The organism is Acinetobacter sp. V110_1 (assembly GCF_031798975.1).
In the GTDB taxonomy this organism is placed as follows: domain Bacteria; phylum Pseudomonadota; class Gammaproteobacteria; order Pseudomonadales; family Moraxellaceae; genus Acinetobacter; species Acinetobacter nosocomialis_A.
Genome location: NZ_JAVQNN010000030.1, coordinates 909,758 through 925,698, shown reverse-complemented (window position 1 = coordinate 925,698; position 15,941 = coordinate 909,758). Strand labels below are relative to the sequence as shown.

At 36.5% G+C, this 15,941-nt stretch carries 16 protein-coding genes and 1 pseudogene; 13 read left to right on the top strand and 4 right to left on the bottom strand.

Annotated elements, in window-relative coordinates; all coding sequences use genetic code 11:
* Positions 1 to 10: 10 nt before the first annotated feature.
* The 5 genes from RMA95_RS15315 (at position 11) to RMA95_RS15295 (ending at position 4,455) form a co-directional block, all read left to right on the top strand.
* A complete protein-coding gene (locus tag RMA95_RS15315) occupies positions 11 to 835 on the top strand; it encodes a hypothetical protein (RefSeq protein WP_311071698.1) in 825 nt (274 codons plus the stop codon).
* Between the two features lie 212 nt (positions 836 to 1,047).
* Positions 1,048 to 1,173, top strand: a complete 126-nt coding sequence (locus tag RMA95_RS15310) for a hypothetical protein (RefSeq protein ID WP_001000625.1) — start codon at positions 1,048 to 1,050, stop codon at positions 1,171 to 1,173.
* A 4-nt stretch (positions 1,174 to 1,177) separates the two neighbouring features.
* A complete protein-coding gene (locus RMA95_RS15305; RefSeq protein ID WP_001118705.1) occupies positions 1,178 to 1,612 on the top strand; it encodes a CopG family ribbon-helix-helix protein in 435 nt (144 codons plus the stop codon).
* 12 nt (positions 1,613 to 1,624) lie between these two features.
* A complete protein-coding gene (atzF, locus tag RMA95_RS15300) occupies positions 1,625 to 3,436 on the top strand; it encodes an allophanate hydrolase (protein WP_311071692.1) in 1,812 nt (603 codons plus the stop codon).
* Positions 3,433 to 4,455 carry an ABC transporter substrate-binding protein gene (locus tag RMA95_RS15295; RefSeq protein ID WP_311071690.1) on the top strand — a complete coding sequence of 341 codons (1,023 nt, stop codon included), beginning with the start codon at positions 3,433 to 3,435 and terminating at the stop codon, positions 4,453 to 4,455. Before atzF ends, RMA95_RS15295 begins: the two co-directional genes overlap by 4 nt.
* Positions 4,456 to 4,506: 51 nt before the next feature.
* Here RMA95_RS15295 and RMA95_RS15290 read toward each other — a convergent pair whose 3' ends face one another.
* From RMA95_RS15290 to RMA95_RS15275, 4 genes and pseudogenes are all read right to left on the bottom strand, one after another.
* Positions 4,507 to 5,388, bottom strand: a complete 882-nt coding sequence (locus RMA95_RS15290; protein ID WP_311071688.1) for an ABC transporter ATP-binding protein — start codon at positions 5,386 to 5,388, stop codon at positions 4,507 to 4,509.
* Positions 5,388 to 6,332: an ABC transporter permease gene (locus RMA95_RS15285; protein WP_311071686.1), complete on the bottom strand. Its 945-nt coding sequence runs from the start codon at positions 6,330 to 6,332 to the stop codon at positions 5,388 to 5,390. The genes RMA95_RS15290 and RMA95_RS15285 overlap by 1 nt, the downstream gene beginning before the upstream one ends.
* 95 nt (positions 6,333 to 6,427) lie before the next feature.
* Positions 6,428 to 6,829, bottom strand: a complete 402-nt coding sequence (locus RMA95_RS15280; RefSeq protein ID WP_311071684.1) for a hypothetical protein — start codon at positions 6,827 to 6,829, stop codon at positions 6,428 to 6,430.
* A pseudogene (locus RMA95_RS15275) lies at positions 6,822 to 6,998 on the bottom strand (MFS transporter); the annotation flags it as partial. The gene RMA95_RS15280 and the pseudogene RMA95_RS15275, both read right to left, overlap by 8 nt.
* Positions 6,999 to 7,920: 922 nt before the next feature.
* On the opposite strand from RMA95_RS15275, the gene RMA95_RS15270 reads away from it, so the two are divergent.
* The 8 genes from RMA95_RS15270 to RMA95_RS15235 all read left to right on the top strand — a co-directional run bounded on the left by RMA95_RS15270 (position 7,921) and on the right by RMA95_RS15235 (position 15,912).
* On the top strand, positions 7,921 to 8,610 hold the full coding sequence (locus RMA95_RS15270; RefSeq protein ID WP_263613403.1) for a hypothetical protein: 690 nt from the start codon (positions 7,921 to 7,923) through the stop codon (positions 8,608 to 8,610).
* A gap of 16 nt (positions 8,611 to 8,626) precedes the next feature.
* Entirely contained in the window at positions 8,627 to 9,130 is a 504-nt protein-coding gene (gene tssB / locus RMA95_RS15265) for a type VI secretion system contractile sheath small subunit (protein ID WP_004702470.1), read from the top strand.
* Entirely contained in the window at positions 9,123 to 10,604 is a 1,482-nt protein-coding gene (tssC, locus tag RMA95_RS15260; protein WP_311071681.1) for a type VI secretion system contractile sheath large subunit, read from the top strand. Before tssB ends, tssC begins: the two co-directional genes overlap by 8 nt.
* 49 nt (positions 10,605 to 10,653) lie before the next feature.
* Complete coding sequence (locus tag RMA95_RS15255; protein WP_000653195.1) at positions 10,654 to 11,157, top strand: type VI secretion system tube protein Hcp; 504 nt, start codon at positions 10,654 to 10,656, stop codon at positions 11,155 to 11,157.
* Between the two features lie 79 nt (positions 11,158 to 11,236).
* A complete protein-coding gene (tssE, locus tag RMA95_RS15250) occupies positions 11,237 to 11,713 on the top strand; it encodes a type VI secretion system baseplate subunit TssE (protein WP_039255167.1) in 477 nt (158 codons plus the stop codon).
* Positions 11,714 to 11,729: 16 nt separating this feature from the next.
* Complete coding sequence (tssF, locus tag RMA95_RS15245) at positions 11,730 to 13,541, top strand: type VI secretion system baseplate subunit TssF (RefSeq protein ID WP_212511605.1); 1,812 nt, start codon at positions 11,730 to 11,732, stop codon at positions 13,539 to 13,541.
* A complete protein-coding gene (gene tssG / locus RMA95_RS15240) occupies positions 13,505 to 14,503 on the top strand; it encodes a type VI secretion system baseplate subunit TssG (protein ID WP_311071677.1) in 999 nt (332 codons plus the stop codon). Before tssF ends, tssG begins: the two co-directional genes overlap by 37 nt.
* Positions 14,500 to 15,912, top strand: coding sequence for a hypothetical protein (locus RMA95_RS15235; RefSeq protein WP_263613407.1), 1,413 nt, complete (start codon positions 14,500 to 14,502; stop codon positions 15,910 to 15,912). Before tssG ends, RMA95_RS15235 begins: the two co-directional genes overlap by 4 nt.
* The last annotated feature ends 29 nt before the right edge of the window (positions 15,913 to 15,941 follow it).

The window sequence follows — 15,941 nt, the reverse complement described above, 5'->3', positions numbered from 1 at the left end:
GTTATTAAAAATGAATGGTAATGAATCTACTTTAATTAAACAAGATTTTCCTGTTTCTTGGATGTATAAGTCAGGCAATGTTGAGTATTTATCTATTCCATATATGCATGGTGACATTTGTATCTTTGGACTGCCTTTAAGTGAGGTTGATAATGAATTCACGGTAACAGACTTTCCCAAAAAAACTAGAACAATTTATTCACTTTGTTCTACTAAATTTTATCCTTATCTTAACCGTATGATTGAATTAGAGTTAAATGAAAAATTAGAATTTATGTTGATAGGTTTACAGCATGAATATATTGATTTTAATAAGAGTTTTTTTGATGACTTTACTGAAATTAGCAAAGCTTTAAGTAAAAAATACTTTCCTAAATTAAAAGTGTTCAAATATGGATTTGATGAACTCTATGTTAATGAGTGCAGAATATATCCTAATTTAGGTGACATCACAGAAATTATAGAGAAAATGCCCGCTTTAGAGATATTAGAGATTAATGGAGCATTTGAATTAACAAAGCCTTTAAATTTCAAATATTTAAAATCATTGTCTATAGAAGTGGATTTAGGTATTGAAGACTGCAACGATGTTATGGCAATTAGCCAAACGACCCTTGATTTTATAATGAGTTCAAAAATTAGTGAACTAGAAAATTTTGAACTCATTATTAATAATAATGACTTGAAATATAATCTAAATTTAGAACTTTTTAAAAGTTTAGACTTAGATAAATTAAACAAAGTTTCTATATCTGGAAGCTTTCAAAAAGATTTAGAAGTTGAAATCTATAATTTATTGAGTAGCAAAGTTAAAAATATACGGATTAACAAATGATTTCTCTAATTTTGTTGCTGTTTAATTTGCGTTAAAAGCTAATGATAATATTTAAAGCCCCATCCCTGTGCATGGGGCTTTTTCTTGCCCAAAAATCACTCACAAATCTCTGTCAAGCCCATCAAAACTCCGCTTAAAAATTGGCACATTTTCTGCATCTCATATCAGTAATACAAAAACTGAATTTGGTAATACCAAGCTAGAGGTGCGATATGAACGATGTAAAACCTGTGGTTCAACCAAAGCCAACTTTAAAAGCCTTTTTAGTCGAATTGCTCAGCGTACGTGCAGGCGTATATATCAAGCAAAACAATCAGCCGCCTAAAACAAAAGGATAAGACTGTGGCAAAACAAAAGTTGGCTCGAATCAGTATTACCGTACCTGAAACGACACTTAACGCACTCGACCAAAAAATTGTCGAGCAGAACTATGAAAGTCGCTCGCAAGCTATTGTCGACATGATTAATAAACACTTAATTGCAGAGCAAGCACAGGCCAATGAAGTCATGGTGGGCACATTAACGCTACTTTACGACGCGAGCCAAATGACCTTACGTAATCAATTGGTCGATTTACAACAACAGTTTTTAGCACAGGTGATTAGTTCACTTCATATTCAGCTCGACCAACAAAAGATATTGCAAGTCATGTTAATGCAGGGCGCGAGTTCTGAGCTTAGACAAATTAGCCAGCAATTTATTGTGCTGAAAGGGGTAATCAAAGGACATCTAGAACTGATGGATGCCGTCATGCCGCCTATACAGCAAAATGACTAAATGAGGAGTAGCGTGTTGAAAAATTTATGGACCATCCAAGACTGGAAAACAGCATATCAAAATGGGCAAATCCATCTTAAAGATTTGATTGGCTATGTTGCAGAAATTAAAAATGATGATCATGCATGGATTGAAATTGCTTCGAATAACCAGGTTCAGGCACAAATTGATGTTTTAAACGACCAGAATATTGCTGACTTACCTCTGTACGGTGTGCCATTTGCAGTTAAAGACAACATTGATGTTGCTGGCTTTCACACCACTGCTGCCTGTAAAGAAGTTGAATATTTAGCGACTCAAGATGCTACTGTAGTTGCCAAACTAAAAAAAGCAGGGGCGATTGTGGTTGGTAAAACTAATCTAGATCAGTTTGCAACGGGGTTGGTTGGCATTCGTTCTCCCTATGGCGCAGTAAAAAATAGTTTTAACCCTGAATATATCAGCGGTGGTTCAAGTTCTGGTTCGTCAGTGGTGGTTGCCAACGGCATTGTGCCTTTTAGCTTGGGAACAGATACGGCAGGGTCAGGGCGTGTTCCTGCGGGCCATAACAATATTGTGGGCCTAAAACCAACAAAGGGCTGGTTTTCTACCACAGGTTTAATTCCAGCATGTCGGACCATTGATGTCATTTCTATTTTTGCGCTACATATTGATGATGCGTGGACCATTGCCAATTTAATGCAGGGTTACGATGAAACAGATGAATATTCACGAGCACATCCAGCCAATGTACCGACTCAATTTTCTAAACGGAAAATAGCTATTCCAGCTCAGCTTGAGTTTTATGGCGATCTGGAATCTGAAAAAGCCTTTTTAGTTGCAATTGAGCGCATAAAAAAACTGGGCTATGAAGTTGAGAGTATTGATTTCAGCGCCTTTAATGAGCTTGCTGCTGCACTGTATAACGATGCTTGGGTAGCGGAAAGAACAGTCGCCGTTGAACGCATGACAACACGTGAAAAGGCTCATCCAGTCATTACTCAAATTATTGCGCAGGCAGATAAATTCAAGGCAACAGATGCACTTCAAGCCGAATATAACCGTGCCGCTTTGGCTCGAAAAATTAATTTGGCGTTACAGCCATTTGATGCATTGATGGTTCCGACAGCGCCAACCATTTACACCATTGCCGAAGTTGAAGCCGACCCATTGACTAAAAATGTGCACATGGGGGCTTATACCAACTTTGTCAATTTTGCCGATCTTTCAGCTTTAGCTTTACCTAATGTACTTCGTGAAGACGACCTACCAAGTGGCGTAACCTTTATTGCACCAGCTTGGCACGATCAGGCACTCGCTAATTTTGCGCAGCTTTGGCAAGCCGAAACATCACTGAGTTTAGGTAAATCAGCTCAACATTATCAAAAAAGTATAAACATCCACTCGAATCATTCAGTGCAGCTTGCTGTAGTGGGAGCACACTTAACAGGCATGCCACTTAATTTTCAGCTCACTAGCCGTAATGCCACTTTGCTCAAGAAAACCAAGACAGCAGACACTTATAAACTCTTTACCTTGAAAAATACCACGCCACCAAAGCCGGGGCTGCAATGTGATGTAGCAGGGACATCAATTGAAGTCGAAGTGTGGGATGTTCCTTTAGCAAATTTTGGAGCCATTGTGGCTGAAGTACCTGCACCTCTTGGCATTGGGAACCTGAAATTAAAAGATAGCACATGGGTCAAAGGCTTTATTTGTGAAGCGTATGCCATTCAAGATGCAACCGATATTAGCCATTTTGGAGGCTGGCGAGCTTATATACAGTCACTCAATCAAACCGCTCAAAGTGTTGTTAGTAAAAATGTTGGGGAAGTTTCTATATGATTAAAAAAGCGTTGTTATCCGTATCTATTTTATCGGCAGTTGTATTGGGTGGGTGTGACAATACCGCTAAAGTGCCCGAAGCCAAACAAGACGCTCAGGCATCCACAAATACAAAACCAATTACCATTGGATATAGTGATTGGCCGGGCTGGGTGGCTTGGCAAGTGGCTATTGAAAAAGACTGGTTAAAAGAAGCAGGCTTAAATGTAGAGTTTAAATGGTTTGATTATTCGGCTTCGCTTTCAGCCTTTTCCGCAAATCAGCTCGATGCTGTGTTGGTCACCAATGGCGATAACTTGGTAACTGCTTCTGGCGGTACGCAAGGCATGATGATCATGGCAACAGATTATTCTGCGGGCAATGATGTCATTATTGCAAAAGAGGGCATTAACACCATTCAAGACTTAAAAGGAAAATCGATCGGCGTCGAAAAAGGTTTGGTTGATCATCTTTTACTAGCGACAGCTTTAATCGACCATAACATTAAAGCTGATGACGTGAAGTTGGTAAATTCAGCGACGAACCAATTACCTCAAGTGTTTAATAGCCCCGATATTTCTGCAATCGCTGTTTGGCAACCTGTTGCAGGCCAGGCATTAAAAGCAGTGGCAGGCTCTAAAATTATCTATACCTCTAAAGACAAGCCGGGTTTAATTTATGACACCTTGACCGTCAACACGAGCCATTTAACGGCTCATCAAGAGGAATGGAAAAAAATTATTCAAGTGTGGGATAAAACAGTTAAATATATTAATGACCCTGCAACCCATGCCGATGCAGTCAAAATTATGGCAAATCGTTCAGGAGTTGACCCAAAACAATATGAGTTGATGGTTAGCGGTACGCATTTATTAGATATCAATGCCAATAAAAAAGTATTTGCTAAATCTCAAGGCTTTGACTCGATTTATGGTTCGACCTATCACGTCAATAAATTTAACGTCGAAAATGGTATTTATAAAACCGAACAAAATGTAGATGGGCTGATTTATCCGACACTCATAGAACAGCTCAAATAAGCCCAGTAAATTAAAAAGCCCAAGTTTAACTTGGGCTTTTTCATGTGTTTCTTATTTTTCTGTACTGACCTGAGTCATACGTGGAATTTTTGGTAAGTCTTGTAAAGCAGGGTCAAGCTCATCTTCTTCAGCATGAACTAGATAATCAACCCATGAACGGAGTTGTTTAAATTCAGGTGTGGTCATTAAGTCGAGTGAGCGTGGACGCGGCAAATTAACTTCAATAATTTCCTTAATTTCACCTGGGTTGGCTTTGAGTGCCACAATTCGGTCTGCCAGTAAAATGGCCTCATCCATGTCATGGGTCACAAAAATAATGGTGATATCAATGTTTTGCCATAAGTCCATTAAGTGCTTTTGCATTTTTTGACGGGTGTGCGGGTCGAGTGCACCAAAAGGTTCATCCATGAGTAAAATTTTAGGTTGATTAACCAAAGCTCTAGCAATCGCAACACGCTGTTTCATGCCACCAGAAAGTTGGTGTGGATACTGATTTTCATATTTTTCTAAACCAATAATATTGATCCATTCACGTGCTTGAGCTTCTGCTGTCATTTGACTAGCGCCGCGCATTTGCGGACCAAACATCACGTTTTCTTTTACAGTTTTCCACGGGAAAAGGGTATAGCCCTGAAACACCATACCGCGTTCAGGACATGGACCCGTAATGCATTCGCCGTCTATTAAAACTTCTCCACTATGGTATGGGTCTAAACCTGCGATAACACGGCTTAGTGTCGATTTACCGCAGCCAGAAGGGCCAATCACACAAATAAACTCTCTTTTATGAATTTTTAAATCGAGCTTATTTAAAACAGTGCGTTCGTTGTGACCATGCTTAAAGACTTGGCTCAGTTGTTTGGCTTCTAAAATCACAGGACGTTCATAAATTTTTTGAAAGTATTCATGTGCGTTAAATGTTGAATCGTTCATTATTTTGCTCCTACTTTCCAAGTGAACATCCGCTCACCTAACTTCATTAATAACCAGTCACAGACCAGACCAATCACCCCAATAATCAAAATTGCCGCATAAACATTGTCAAAGTTCTGATAGCGAGCCTGTTGGGTAATAAACCACGTAATACCCGAGGTCGTACCAATCAACTCTGAAACAATTAAGTAGGTCCAAGCCCAGCCCAATAGCACACGTAAGTCGCGATAAATATCAGGTAAGGCAGCAGGAATCACCACGTGAAATAAACTTTTGAGCTTATTGGTGCCAAGCGTATAGCCAGCTTCAATTAAGCTTCGATCTACCATTCGTGTGGTATTGGCAATAATGAGAATTTGCTGAAAAAGTGTACCAATCACAATAATCGCAATTTTAGGCGCGTCATTAATCCCTAAAATTGCTACTGCAAGCGCCCCAAAGGCAGGTGCGGGTAAGTAACGGAAAAACTCGACAAAAGGTTCCGTCAATAAGGATATACGCTTAGAAAAACCACACAAAATACCCAGTGGAATCCCAATCAATGAAGAGATAAAAAAAGCTGAAAAAACCAGTTTAATACTGTGCCATAAACTTTGATGAAACCACGGTGAATCAGGTTGTTCAGGTGGCGTGGTAAATGCGGTGACCAAAGCTTTAGCGACCTCATGGGGAGCTGGTAAATAAATCGGATTGACCAAAATACCTTGTGGTGGTGCAGAATTTCGATTGACTGCATTTTGTGCTTCGAGATAGAACACATTTTTATCAACGCGACTTCCTACTTGTAGGTAAGGAACACTTCCCGAACTCGTGATTTGTACTTGAGGATGCCAAACAAAAGGTAAATAACTGATTGCACACCAAAGACATATTGGAATCACGAAAGAACAAATACTGAGAATCAGCTTGTTCTTTCGAGTAAATTCCTTTGCAACATAATCCATATCGAGAGCTCCCCATTTTGATTAGTATTACGATTTTCATAAAACGTAATATTGTTAAGCAAAATAGGTGCCATCTTTAAGGAGCTCTAGATGAGTTAAGAAGACGAGGGAACTAAAGTTTCATGTAAATAAACCCAATGACATTTTTCGCCTTCTACTTTAATGCAGGCTGTCGAAGTGCGTAATGTTTCGGTTTCATCAGTTTGTTGATGTTCCTGATATTGCACCCAACAATAATTTTCAAATTCGTATAAAGCTGTACTCTTAAGAATGTCGATTTTTAAAGAAGGTTTCTTCCCAATATTTTGGTTAAATAAACTATGCACTTCGGCGAAACCAATGCTGTGACCTTGAACTGTTACCATCTTAAAATTCTGATCAAAGCTATCTAAAAGTGGGCTCAGTCTTTGCTCTGCATTTTTTCCTGTAAATACATTTTCTATTAAAACATGTAGGTCAATGACACTTTGAATGGCTTGATCCATTTGTTTAGACATGGGTTTTTTCCTTTAAAACGGGAATGAGTGAAAGTAAGCAGAGTAAAGCTGCAATTAAAAAAGTATGTTGATAGCGGAGTAGATCGCTTGAGCCAGACATCAAGTTATATATCGAAATGAGAACAACAGTACCGACACTAAATGAAACTTGTCGATTAATATTCCAGAGCGCAACATATTTGTTGTATAGACCAACAAAAATAAGTAGATTTTTTAATATTAAATCCAAGATTAATGTGCAAATTAAAATATTAGAGGCATTAGCGTAAGTTAAAACGTAGCCATATTGCTCATCAGCTCAAAAGTATTGTGATTAAATAATATTAAGTATATCTATGCCTACACAAATGGACAGTACACTTAGAATACTGGTGGCAGTATTAATATCAGTAAATAAAAGAGTAAGGCATATGAGCCAGAAGGCTACGAATCATAATTTCTGAGAAAATAAAACATAGATCGAATAAAATTCTCTTAGCTTGAGCCATTACATTCATCAAAATAATAATTTGTAATTTTTATAAAAAAACCATGTTTCAAGCAAAAAACTATAGAAAAATATGGTCGCGTACGGAGAGTATGTTTTTTAGTGCTAGGGAAGAATTAAATTAATTTTAAAAAAATATGACAGGTAGACAGATTAGTCTTGACAAATTTATTAGCTTTAGGTAAGGGCTGAATTTTTGTTAACTAAGCTTGAGTTGTTACTAACCAAATAGAATTAACTTTAATGTCATCTAAGATTAATTATTCTTAAGAAATTGTTTCATAAGATATAAAAAGCTATATTTAAAATAAATTTTTTTGAAATTTTAATTTCTATAAAATTTCATATGTATCAATAACTTATTTTTATTTACAAAAAATAACATTATTATTTTTTTGTTAGAAAAACTTTATTAAGCTATATTTTATAAGCATCTAAACTATTTACTTTTAGTTTAGTTTGATATGAATTTTATATAAAATATGTTTAATTATATGATAAACTGCGTTCAAATTTTTTGAATATAAGGTTTAAGCCTGATTTTTTGATATTTATAAAATGTTAATTTTTCAGTAAAACCTTGATTAAATAAGAAGATAGAGGAATGAAAGTTGTGTTAAAGCAAAGTGTTTTGATACTTTTTTTAATTGGTAACTATGTTGGTTTATCTTGTGCACAAGCTGCAGAATTAGAACCTATAAAACTAAAGAAAAGCTGTATTAAGAAAAACCCTATAATTGAAGGTCAAACTGATCCAGAGTTGTTAAGTCTTTTTAAACAAGTATGCGATACAGATAATTCTACTCAAAAGAATGATTTATTAGCTAAAGCAGCGATGCGGTTTTATCAGACTAACCAGCCAGTTAAAGCGTTAAATTTAGCTAGTCAATTACAGAGTCAAAACGTTCGTGGTTCGTTATTAACAGATGTATTGTTTTTATCTGGCGTAAGCATTGCAAATAATTCTTTGCAACAAATGCGTGGTCAGGAAATGCGATATTTAACGAATGACGTAACATATCCTCCTGCAAAGCAATTAATTGAAAATATTCATACAGCAATGCCTGCACCTGATCCATCGAATTTCAAAGCGAGCTCTGAAGGTGGTTCGGCTGATAATGAAAAACGAAGTTATAGAAAACAAAATGTAGTACGTAATCGAGTTTCTACTCCTCGAACGACAACTAAACATACAGTAACTCCAGTAAAAACACCTGCGGTTAAACCAAAAACAGCGCCTGTTGCGAGTGTTAGTAAATCAAAAAGTTCGCCTTTTGACCCTTTAACTAAATAATCTGGGATAGAACCTTATGGCTAAAAGAGAAAGCGTACAAAAGAAGCTTCAACGAATTCGACCTCCTCGTGTTCAGCTTACTTACGATGTTGAAATTGGTGATGCAAAAGAAGCAAAAGAACTCCCGTTTGTTGTTGGTGTGATGGGTGACTTTTCTGCAGCATCTGAGCTTGAACGTACAAAGTTAAAAGATAAAAAATTTATTAATGTAGATTTAGATAATATCGATGAAGTAATGGAGTCGTTGTCTCCAAGAGCTGCTTTTCAGGTAGATAATACGCTAACTGAAGAGGGTGGACGAATGGCCGTTGATTTAACATTTAAGTCAATGGAAGATTTTCGTCCAGAAAATGTTGTTCAGCAAGTTGATCCATTAAAGAAACTCGTTGAAGCGCGTGAACGTTTAACTGATTTAAGAAACAAAATTTCTAACAGTGAACGTTTAGAAGATTTGCTTGATGAAGTTCTTAAAAATACTGATCAGATCCGTAAATTAAGTGCGGAGGCTGACCATGAATAATACTCAATCAGCAGCGATGCCACTTGCTGAAAATGAAGAAGTTAATCTTTTAGATTCGATTGTTGAGCAAAGTCGTATTGCACGAAATGACGAAGAACATTCACGTGCTAAAAGTTTAATTGGTGAACTTGCTAAAGAAGTAATGGCTGGAACCATTACTGTTTCTGAAAATATGACTTTATCAATTGATAAGCGTATTGCAGAAATTGATGCGCTAATTTCAAGCCAGTTAAGCCAGATTATGCACAATGAGCAATTTCAAAAAATTGAATCAACGTGGCGTGGTCTTTATTACTTCTGTCAAGAAACACCTTCAAATCCGCTCATTAAAATTCGTATGTTAAATACGACAAAGAAAGAGTTGGTAAAAGATTTTCAGGGTGCTACAGACTTCGATCAAAGCACTTTATTTAAGAAAATTTATGAAGAAGAGTACGGCTCTTTTGGTGGTGCACCATACTCAGCATTAATTGGTGATTTTGAGTTTGACCGTACACCATCTGACATGTATTTGCTTGAACAAATTTCTCATGTTGCAGCAGCAGCGCATGCGCCATTTGTTTCAGCAGCTAGCCCAAGCATTTTAGGCCTTGAGTCATTTACAGATATTGATCGTCCTAGAGATGTTTCAAAAATCTTTGAAACGGCTGAATATGTACAATGGCGTTCATTCCGTGATAGTGAAGATTCACGTTATGTTGCATTGACGTTGCCGCATGTTTTAGGTCGTCTTCCATATCATCCAAAAGAAGGTACTGCGACAGAAGGCTTTAATTTTATTGAAGATGTTTCTGGTGAAAACCACAATGAATATTTGTGGATGAACGCAGCTTATGCTTTTGGTACTCGTTTAACAAATGCATTTGATATGCATGGTTGGTGTGCCGCTATTCGTGGTGTTGAAGGTGGTGGTTTGGTCGAAGGTTTGCCAGTCCATACATTTAAAACACAAGATGGTGAAGTCGTATTTAAGTGTCCAACTGAAATCGCAATTACAGATCGTCGTGAAAAAGAGCTAAGCGATCTAGGCTTTATTCCGTTAGTACATTGTAAAAATACAGATTACGCAGCTTTCTTTGGTGCGCAATCAACTCAAAAACCTAAAAAATATGACAACGATACTGCCAATGCAAACTCGGCTTTATCAAGTCAAATTCAGTACATCATGGCTGTTTCACGTATTGCACATTACTTAAAAGCAATGATGCGAGATAAAGTGGGTAGTTTTGCTTCTGCTGGTAATGTAGAAGCATTTTTAAACGAGTGGTTGTCACAGTATGTATTACTTGATGACGGTGCTTCTCAAGAAGCAAAAGCTCAATACCCATTGCGTGAAGCGTCTGTAAAAGTTGTAGAAGATCCTGCTCAACCAGGTCACTACAAATCTGTGGTTTTCTTGCGACCACATTTCCAGCTGGATGAGTTGTCGGTTTCTTTACGACTTGTCACTGAGTTACCTCAGTCCTCAAATTAATCAAGGTCAGCTAAAGAATAACTTTAAATTAAAAATAGGAAAGTTCTAAATGAAAGATATATACGTTGAGTTTCGCGGTAAATATAAAGTTGATGGAGAATCTCGTGATTCTGAGCACAAAGGTTGGTTAGAAGTTAACTCTTGGTCTCATAACATTCGTCAACCTAAATCTGCTACTTCAAGTAGCGTAGGTGGCCACACTGCTGAACGTGTTGAACATTCTGACATGGTTTTCGTGAAAGACTTAGATGCTACTAGCCCGAAACTATGGGAAGCATGTTCAGCTGGTTATACATTTGATGAAGTACAAATCGACTTTTATCGTGCAAATGGCGATAAACGTATCAAGTACTTACAAATCAAATTGAAGCACGTTCTAGTTTCTAGCGTGACTCCAACCGTTAACGAAGAAGGCGTTCCTACAGAAGCATTTGGCTTGAAATATGCTGCTGTTGAGTGGACTTATAACCAACAAGATATTAACGGTACTGCTAAAGGTGCTGTTACTAAGAAATGGTCACTTTCTAATAATACAGCTTCTTACGCAGCTTAATTATTTAAGTGAATATTTGGTGGAGGCTGACATAAAGTTAGCCTCTGCTGTCTCTAAATATGCTTTGTTGTGAACTCGAATGAACTTAGATCGGCTTTATCCATACGGATTTCGTTCAACTTTATTTGATCGCTTAATTCCAGAAAGTGAAGATTATGCAAAAGGTCTTTCTATTCAGCAATTAAGAGAATCTGTAGCAAACGATTTAGAAGACTTGCTCAATAGTCGGGTAGCAAAGTTAGATCATGTAGTTGATGACTATCCACTTGTAAAGAAATCGATACTTCAGTTTGGGATTATTGATTTTGTAGGGCTCTCTACAGCCAATCCTCTGGATCGAGATAAAATCTGTCAATCCATTGAGCAATCAATAGCAGCTCATGAACCTCGGCTAAGACAAATACGGGTAGAGATGTTGTTAGATGGACATAATATGGGCGCATTATGTTTAAGTATTCAGGCTTATCTAAATATTCACCCTCTATATGAACCTGTTGTATTTGATGCATTGTTAAAACCAACAACGCAGCAGTATGTAATTTCAGCGAGAACTTAAGCGTAGTGGGTGTGTTGTGATAGAAGAGCTTTTACCGTTTTATGAAAAACAATTACAAGAATTTGGTCAGCAATCTCGAGAATTTGCCCAAAAATATCCAAAAATTGCTCAGCGCTTATCTTTAAATCAAGAGCAAATTGATGACCCGCATATTGAACGTCTGATTCAGGCTTTTTCGCTGATTGCCGCTCGAATCGATAAAAAACTTACAGACAGTTATGATGTTTTTACTCGTTCTTTATTTGAGGTGATGTTTCCTCAATACTTGCGTCATTTTCCTGCTTGTTCAGTTGTTAGCTTTGAAGATATTAATAAAATTAAACAGCTTACAGAACCTCATCTTGTACCTGATCATACGGTTTTAAAATCTCGTAGTTTCAAAGGGGTACAGTGTGAGTTTAATACAACTCAAGATGTTAAATTGCTACCTATTCATTTAAGTGGTTTAGATTTTAAAACTACACCTAGTGCACATATGCACTTAAACCAAAATGCAACGTTGAGCCTTAAATTTGAAATTTTTAATAGTGCTCATGCATGCTTAATTCATGAGAAGCTTCCTATTTATTTAGATGCTATCTCTAATTTTCCTTTACAAGTACTTGATAGTATTTTCAAAAAAGGGACCAGTTTTGCGGTTAAACATGGTCAAACGATTGTAGAGTTGGGTAAGAATCCATTCGAATTAATAGGTTTTTCTGAACAAGAAAGTTTATTACCTCTCGATCAACATACGCATCATGCTTATCGTTTGTTGATGGAATATTTTTGTTTCCCAGAAAAGTTTAGCTATCTTAAACTTGATTTAGATTTCTTAAAGGCTGTACCTCAGCAAGTATCCGAATTTGAGCTTTTAATTCATTTTAAATTAAATTTGAATGATCAAGCCGTTGTTAGAAACTATTCTGAGCTAAATATTGCAAACTTTAAATTGTTTACTACCCCAGTAATCAACTTATTTGAAAAATATGCGGAACCTCAAAAAATAGTACATAAGCAACTCGAATATCCACTCGTTACAGATGCTCATCATCCTGAATTTTATCAAGTATATTCAATACTTGAGATGAATATGGTGCGTGAAAAAACAAATCAGGAAGAAAGCTATGTTCCTGTTTTACCTTTTTTTGCGATGAGCCATTATCATAATGATACAGCTCGTTTTTTTTACTCAGTGAATTATCAAAAGTTACAGTCTAATTTTGTTGAAATGGGCTATTCCATTATTTCTAAAAATCTAAATCCATTTTCAACACGTTCAGATTTTATTAGCACCAAACTATTATGTTCAAACCGTGACTTGCCTCATGAAGCGCTGGGTCAGTCTAATAACGTATTAAATTTAAACGATAGTAGCTTGGCGAGACGTGCCATTGTCTTAAAGCGGCCAACAAAGCCTTATAAGTTTGAACAAGGCCAAAGTGAGCAATGGCGTGTGATTTCGCATCTTTCATTAAATAGCTTAGCGCTTATGAAAGGGGATGCTGTTTCTCATGTTAAAGAGCTGTTGGCTTTATATAACTTACCGCAGTCAAAAGAAAATTATTTAATTATTGAATCAATTAAAAAATTAGAATTTTCACTTACCCATAAACTTGTAGATGGCAAACCATTTCCAATGTTTGTGAGAGGGGTAAAAGCTGAATTACAAATTGATTCATCAGTGTTTAGAGGGCATAGCTTATATATTTTTAGTCAACTATTAAGTCGTGTTTTTAATTTAAAGGTTCAAATTAATAGTTTTGTTGATTTGGTGGTTAAGGATTATTCATCTCAGCAGGAGTTATACCAATGCAGTCAGAACGTTGGTGGCAAGACTCTTCTATAACGGCTGAGTTATTTCAACGCCCTAAATCTTTTGAATTTATTCAAGCAACACGGTTATTGCGTCATAGCCCAGCTAATGATGCTTCTTCGTTGTGGACTGATCATTTTAAGTTTGAGACCTCATTTAATTTAAACTTTCCAGCCACTGAAATTGAAAGTTTAGAATTAGTAGATGAGCGTGTTCATTTAACAAACTTGATCGTTGGCCTTACCGGTATACAAGGTGCATTACCTTATACCTATACAAATAAAATTAAGCAGGCTCCACGGCAGCAACGAGCCGAAACTAAAGAGTTTTTGAGTTTATTTAATCATAAGTTAACGAGTCAGTATGTAGAGTCAAGTATTACTTATCACTTGCCTGTGCGATATGAAATAGAAAATAAAAATGATTATTTGGATATTCTGCATGCTTTAAATGGTTATGTCCGATCACAACATCAACAACAAGATTTAGATGAATATTTTGCCGAATTTTCAGGCTTAATGCAGGGGCAAAATAATACCGTTCATGCTTTGAAAACAATGTTGAGTTGTATATTTAAGCATGAAATTACAATTAAAGAGTTCATACAAGAATCATTTAAGTTGGCAAGTGATCAGTTAACAACTTTGGGCGGAAGCCAGCCTAGCTTACTTGGTATAAATACGTTTTGTGGAGAAACGATTCAACAAATTGATGGAAAAATTGAGATTCAGATTGGTCCGCTTAAGCGCCAGCAATATTTAAAGTTTTTACCTCATCAAGAGCTTAGTTTAAAGCTCAAAAAAATCGTAGAAACATGGTGCAGTCCGACTCTATCAATCGATTTAAGATTGATACTGGATGAGTCGGAAATACAACCTGTTCGCCTAACTCAAAGCCAAGAAAGTGGCTTAGGGCAAGGTGCTTTTTTAATATCTCGCAAGCCTAGCACACATAGCTATGAAACATGTTATAGCCTTATTGGAGAGCAAATATGATTAAAAAAATATTACTCTCATTCATCGCTATTTTTACAATTGTTAGTGGATTGATTATTTTCTACTGGCGTGATGTTCAATATAACCCTGATAAAGGGGATTTTTTCCTTTATTTTCTTTTGTTACCGGCAATCATTACACTGGCGATTTTATCGCCTTGGCTGATTTATAGCGCTTATAAAAGTTATAAAGAAAAGAAAGAGAAAGCTGCAAATCAAAGTCAAGATGATGATAGTCAAAAACAACAGACTACACCTGATCAGCCTTTAGAACAGCTAGATTTTCATATTTACTCTGCTTTCGCTATACATGCGTTAGGTGAGAATGAAACGATTATTGAAGAAATACAAGATTTCAAAAGCCCAGAACTTGATGATGAGTTGTTAAATTCTTATGGATTGCCTCTTTTATCTTATCGAATTAAAGATTTAGCTGAGTCGAGTGAAGAGGATTTTCAATACGCAGCTTCACCAAGACAAGTTCGTATTATGTCTTTAATAAGACAGCAATTAGAACAAAACATAGAGAATTTGTATCACTTGGCTGAACATTTAAAGCGTTCAATTTTATTTTATGAATCTCATCAGATCCGTGAATATCACATGCATCCTGCATGGGTTGACCCAAATTCTGAATATGAAGATACAGAAACACCTGTAGTTGAAGTACATCGTTTAAATCGACTGAATTTACACATTCTTCTTCCAGAGGATTTATTGCATATATGGAATGATGAGCAAAGTAATGATTTGATTTTAGAATTCTTTACTGAAGTTGGCATTATTTCCCAAAAAGTTCATATCGAATATCACTTTTTGGGAGAGCGTGTAGCTTATCAAGAATTTATTCATTTATTAAAACGTATTCAAAAGAAAGAGCATGAAGTTTTTCTCGTGCTTGCTGTTGATTCAGAAATAGATCAAGACCTGATTGATGAAAAGTCTTGGATGGTTAAGGACTATATTCCGGCGGAGTTCGCGGCAAGCTGCCTTATTGCAGATCCCTCTTTAAAAATTGAAGAACTTGAACCAGCTAAAAATTTAAAAATTGTGATTGGTCAAGAAAAAACAGCAAAAGTTCTTAATACGCTGAACTTAAATGAATTACCGCAGTACGCAGGGGAAGAGCCATATGTACTTATTCTTTCAGACCAGACAGATATAAAAGCAGCGAAGCATTTGCAGCAGCAATTTACACAAACTTCTGTTGAACCACATCACTTTATTTATGTGAAATCTTCATTGGGGCATACCCAGCATTTAGTTGATATTTATGGCTTTATGCTCAGTATGCATTTTCCTGAACATATCGTTCCTTTTGTCTTTGGAGAAAATACGGTGTCAGCACATACCTTTGTGCAGAGTGTCACTGAAAATTCAGAAGATGATGCGATGGTGTTGAATAGCTAATTTAAACTTTGAACTTAGAACGAGAATAG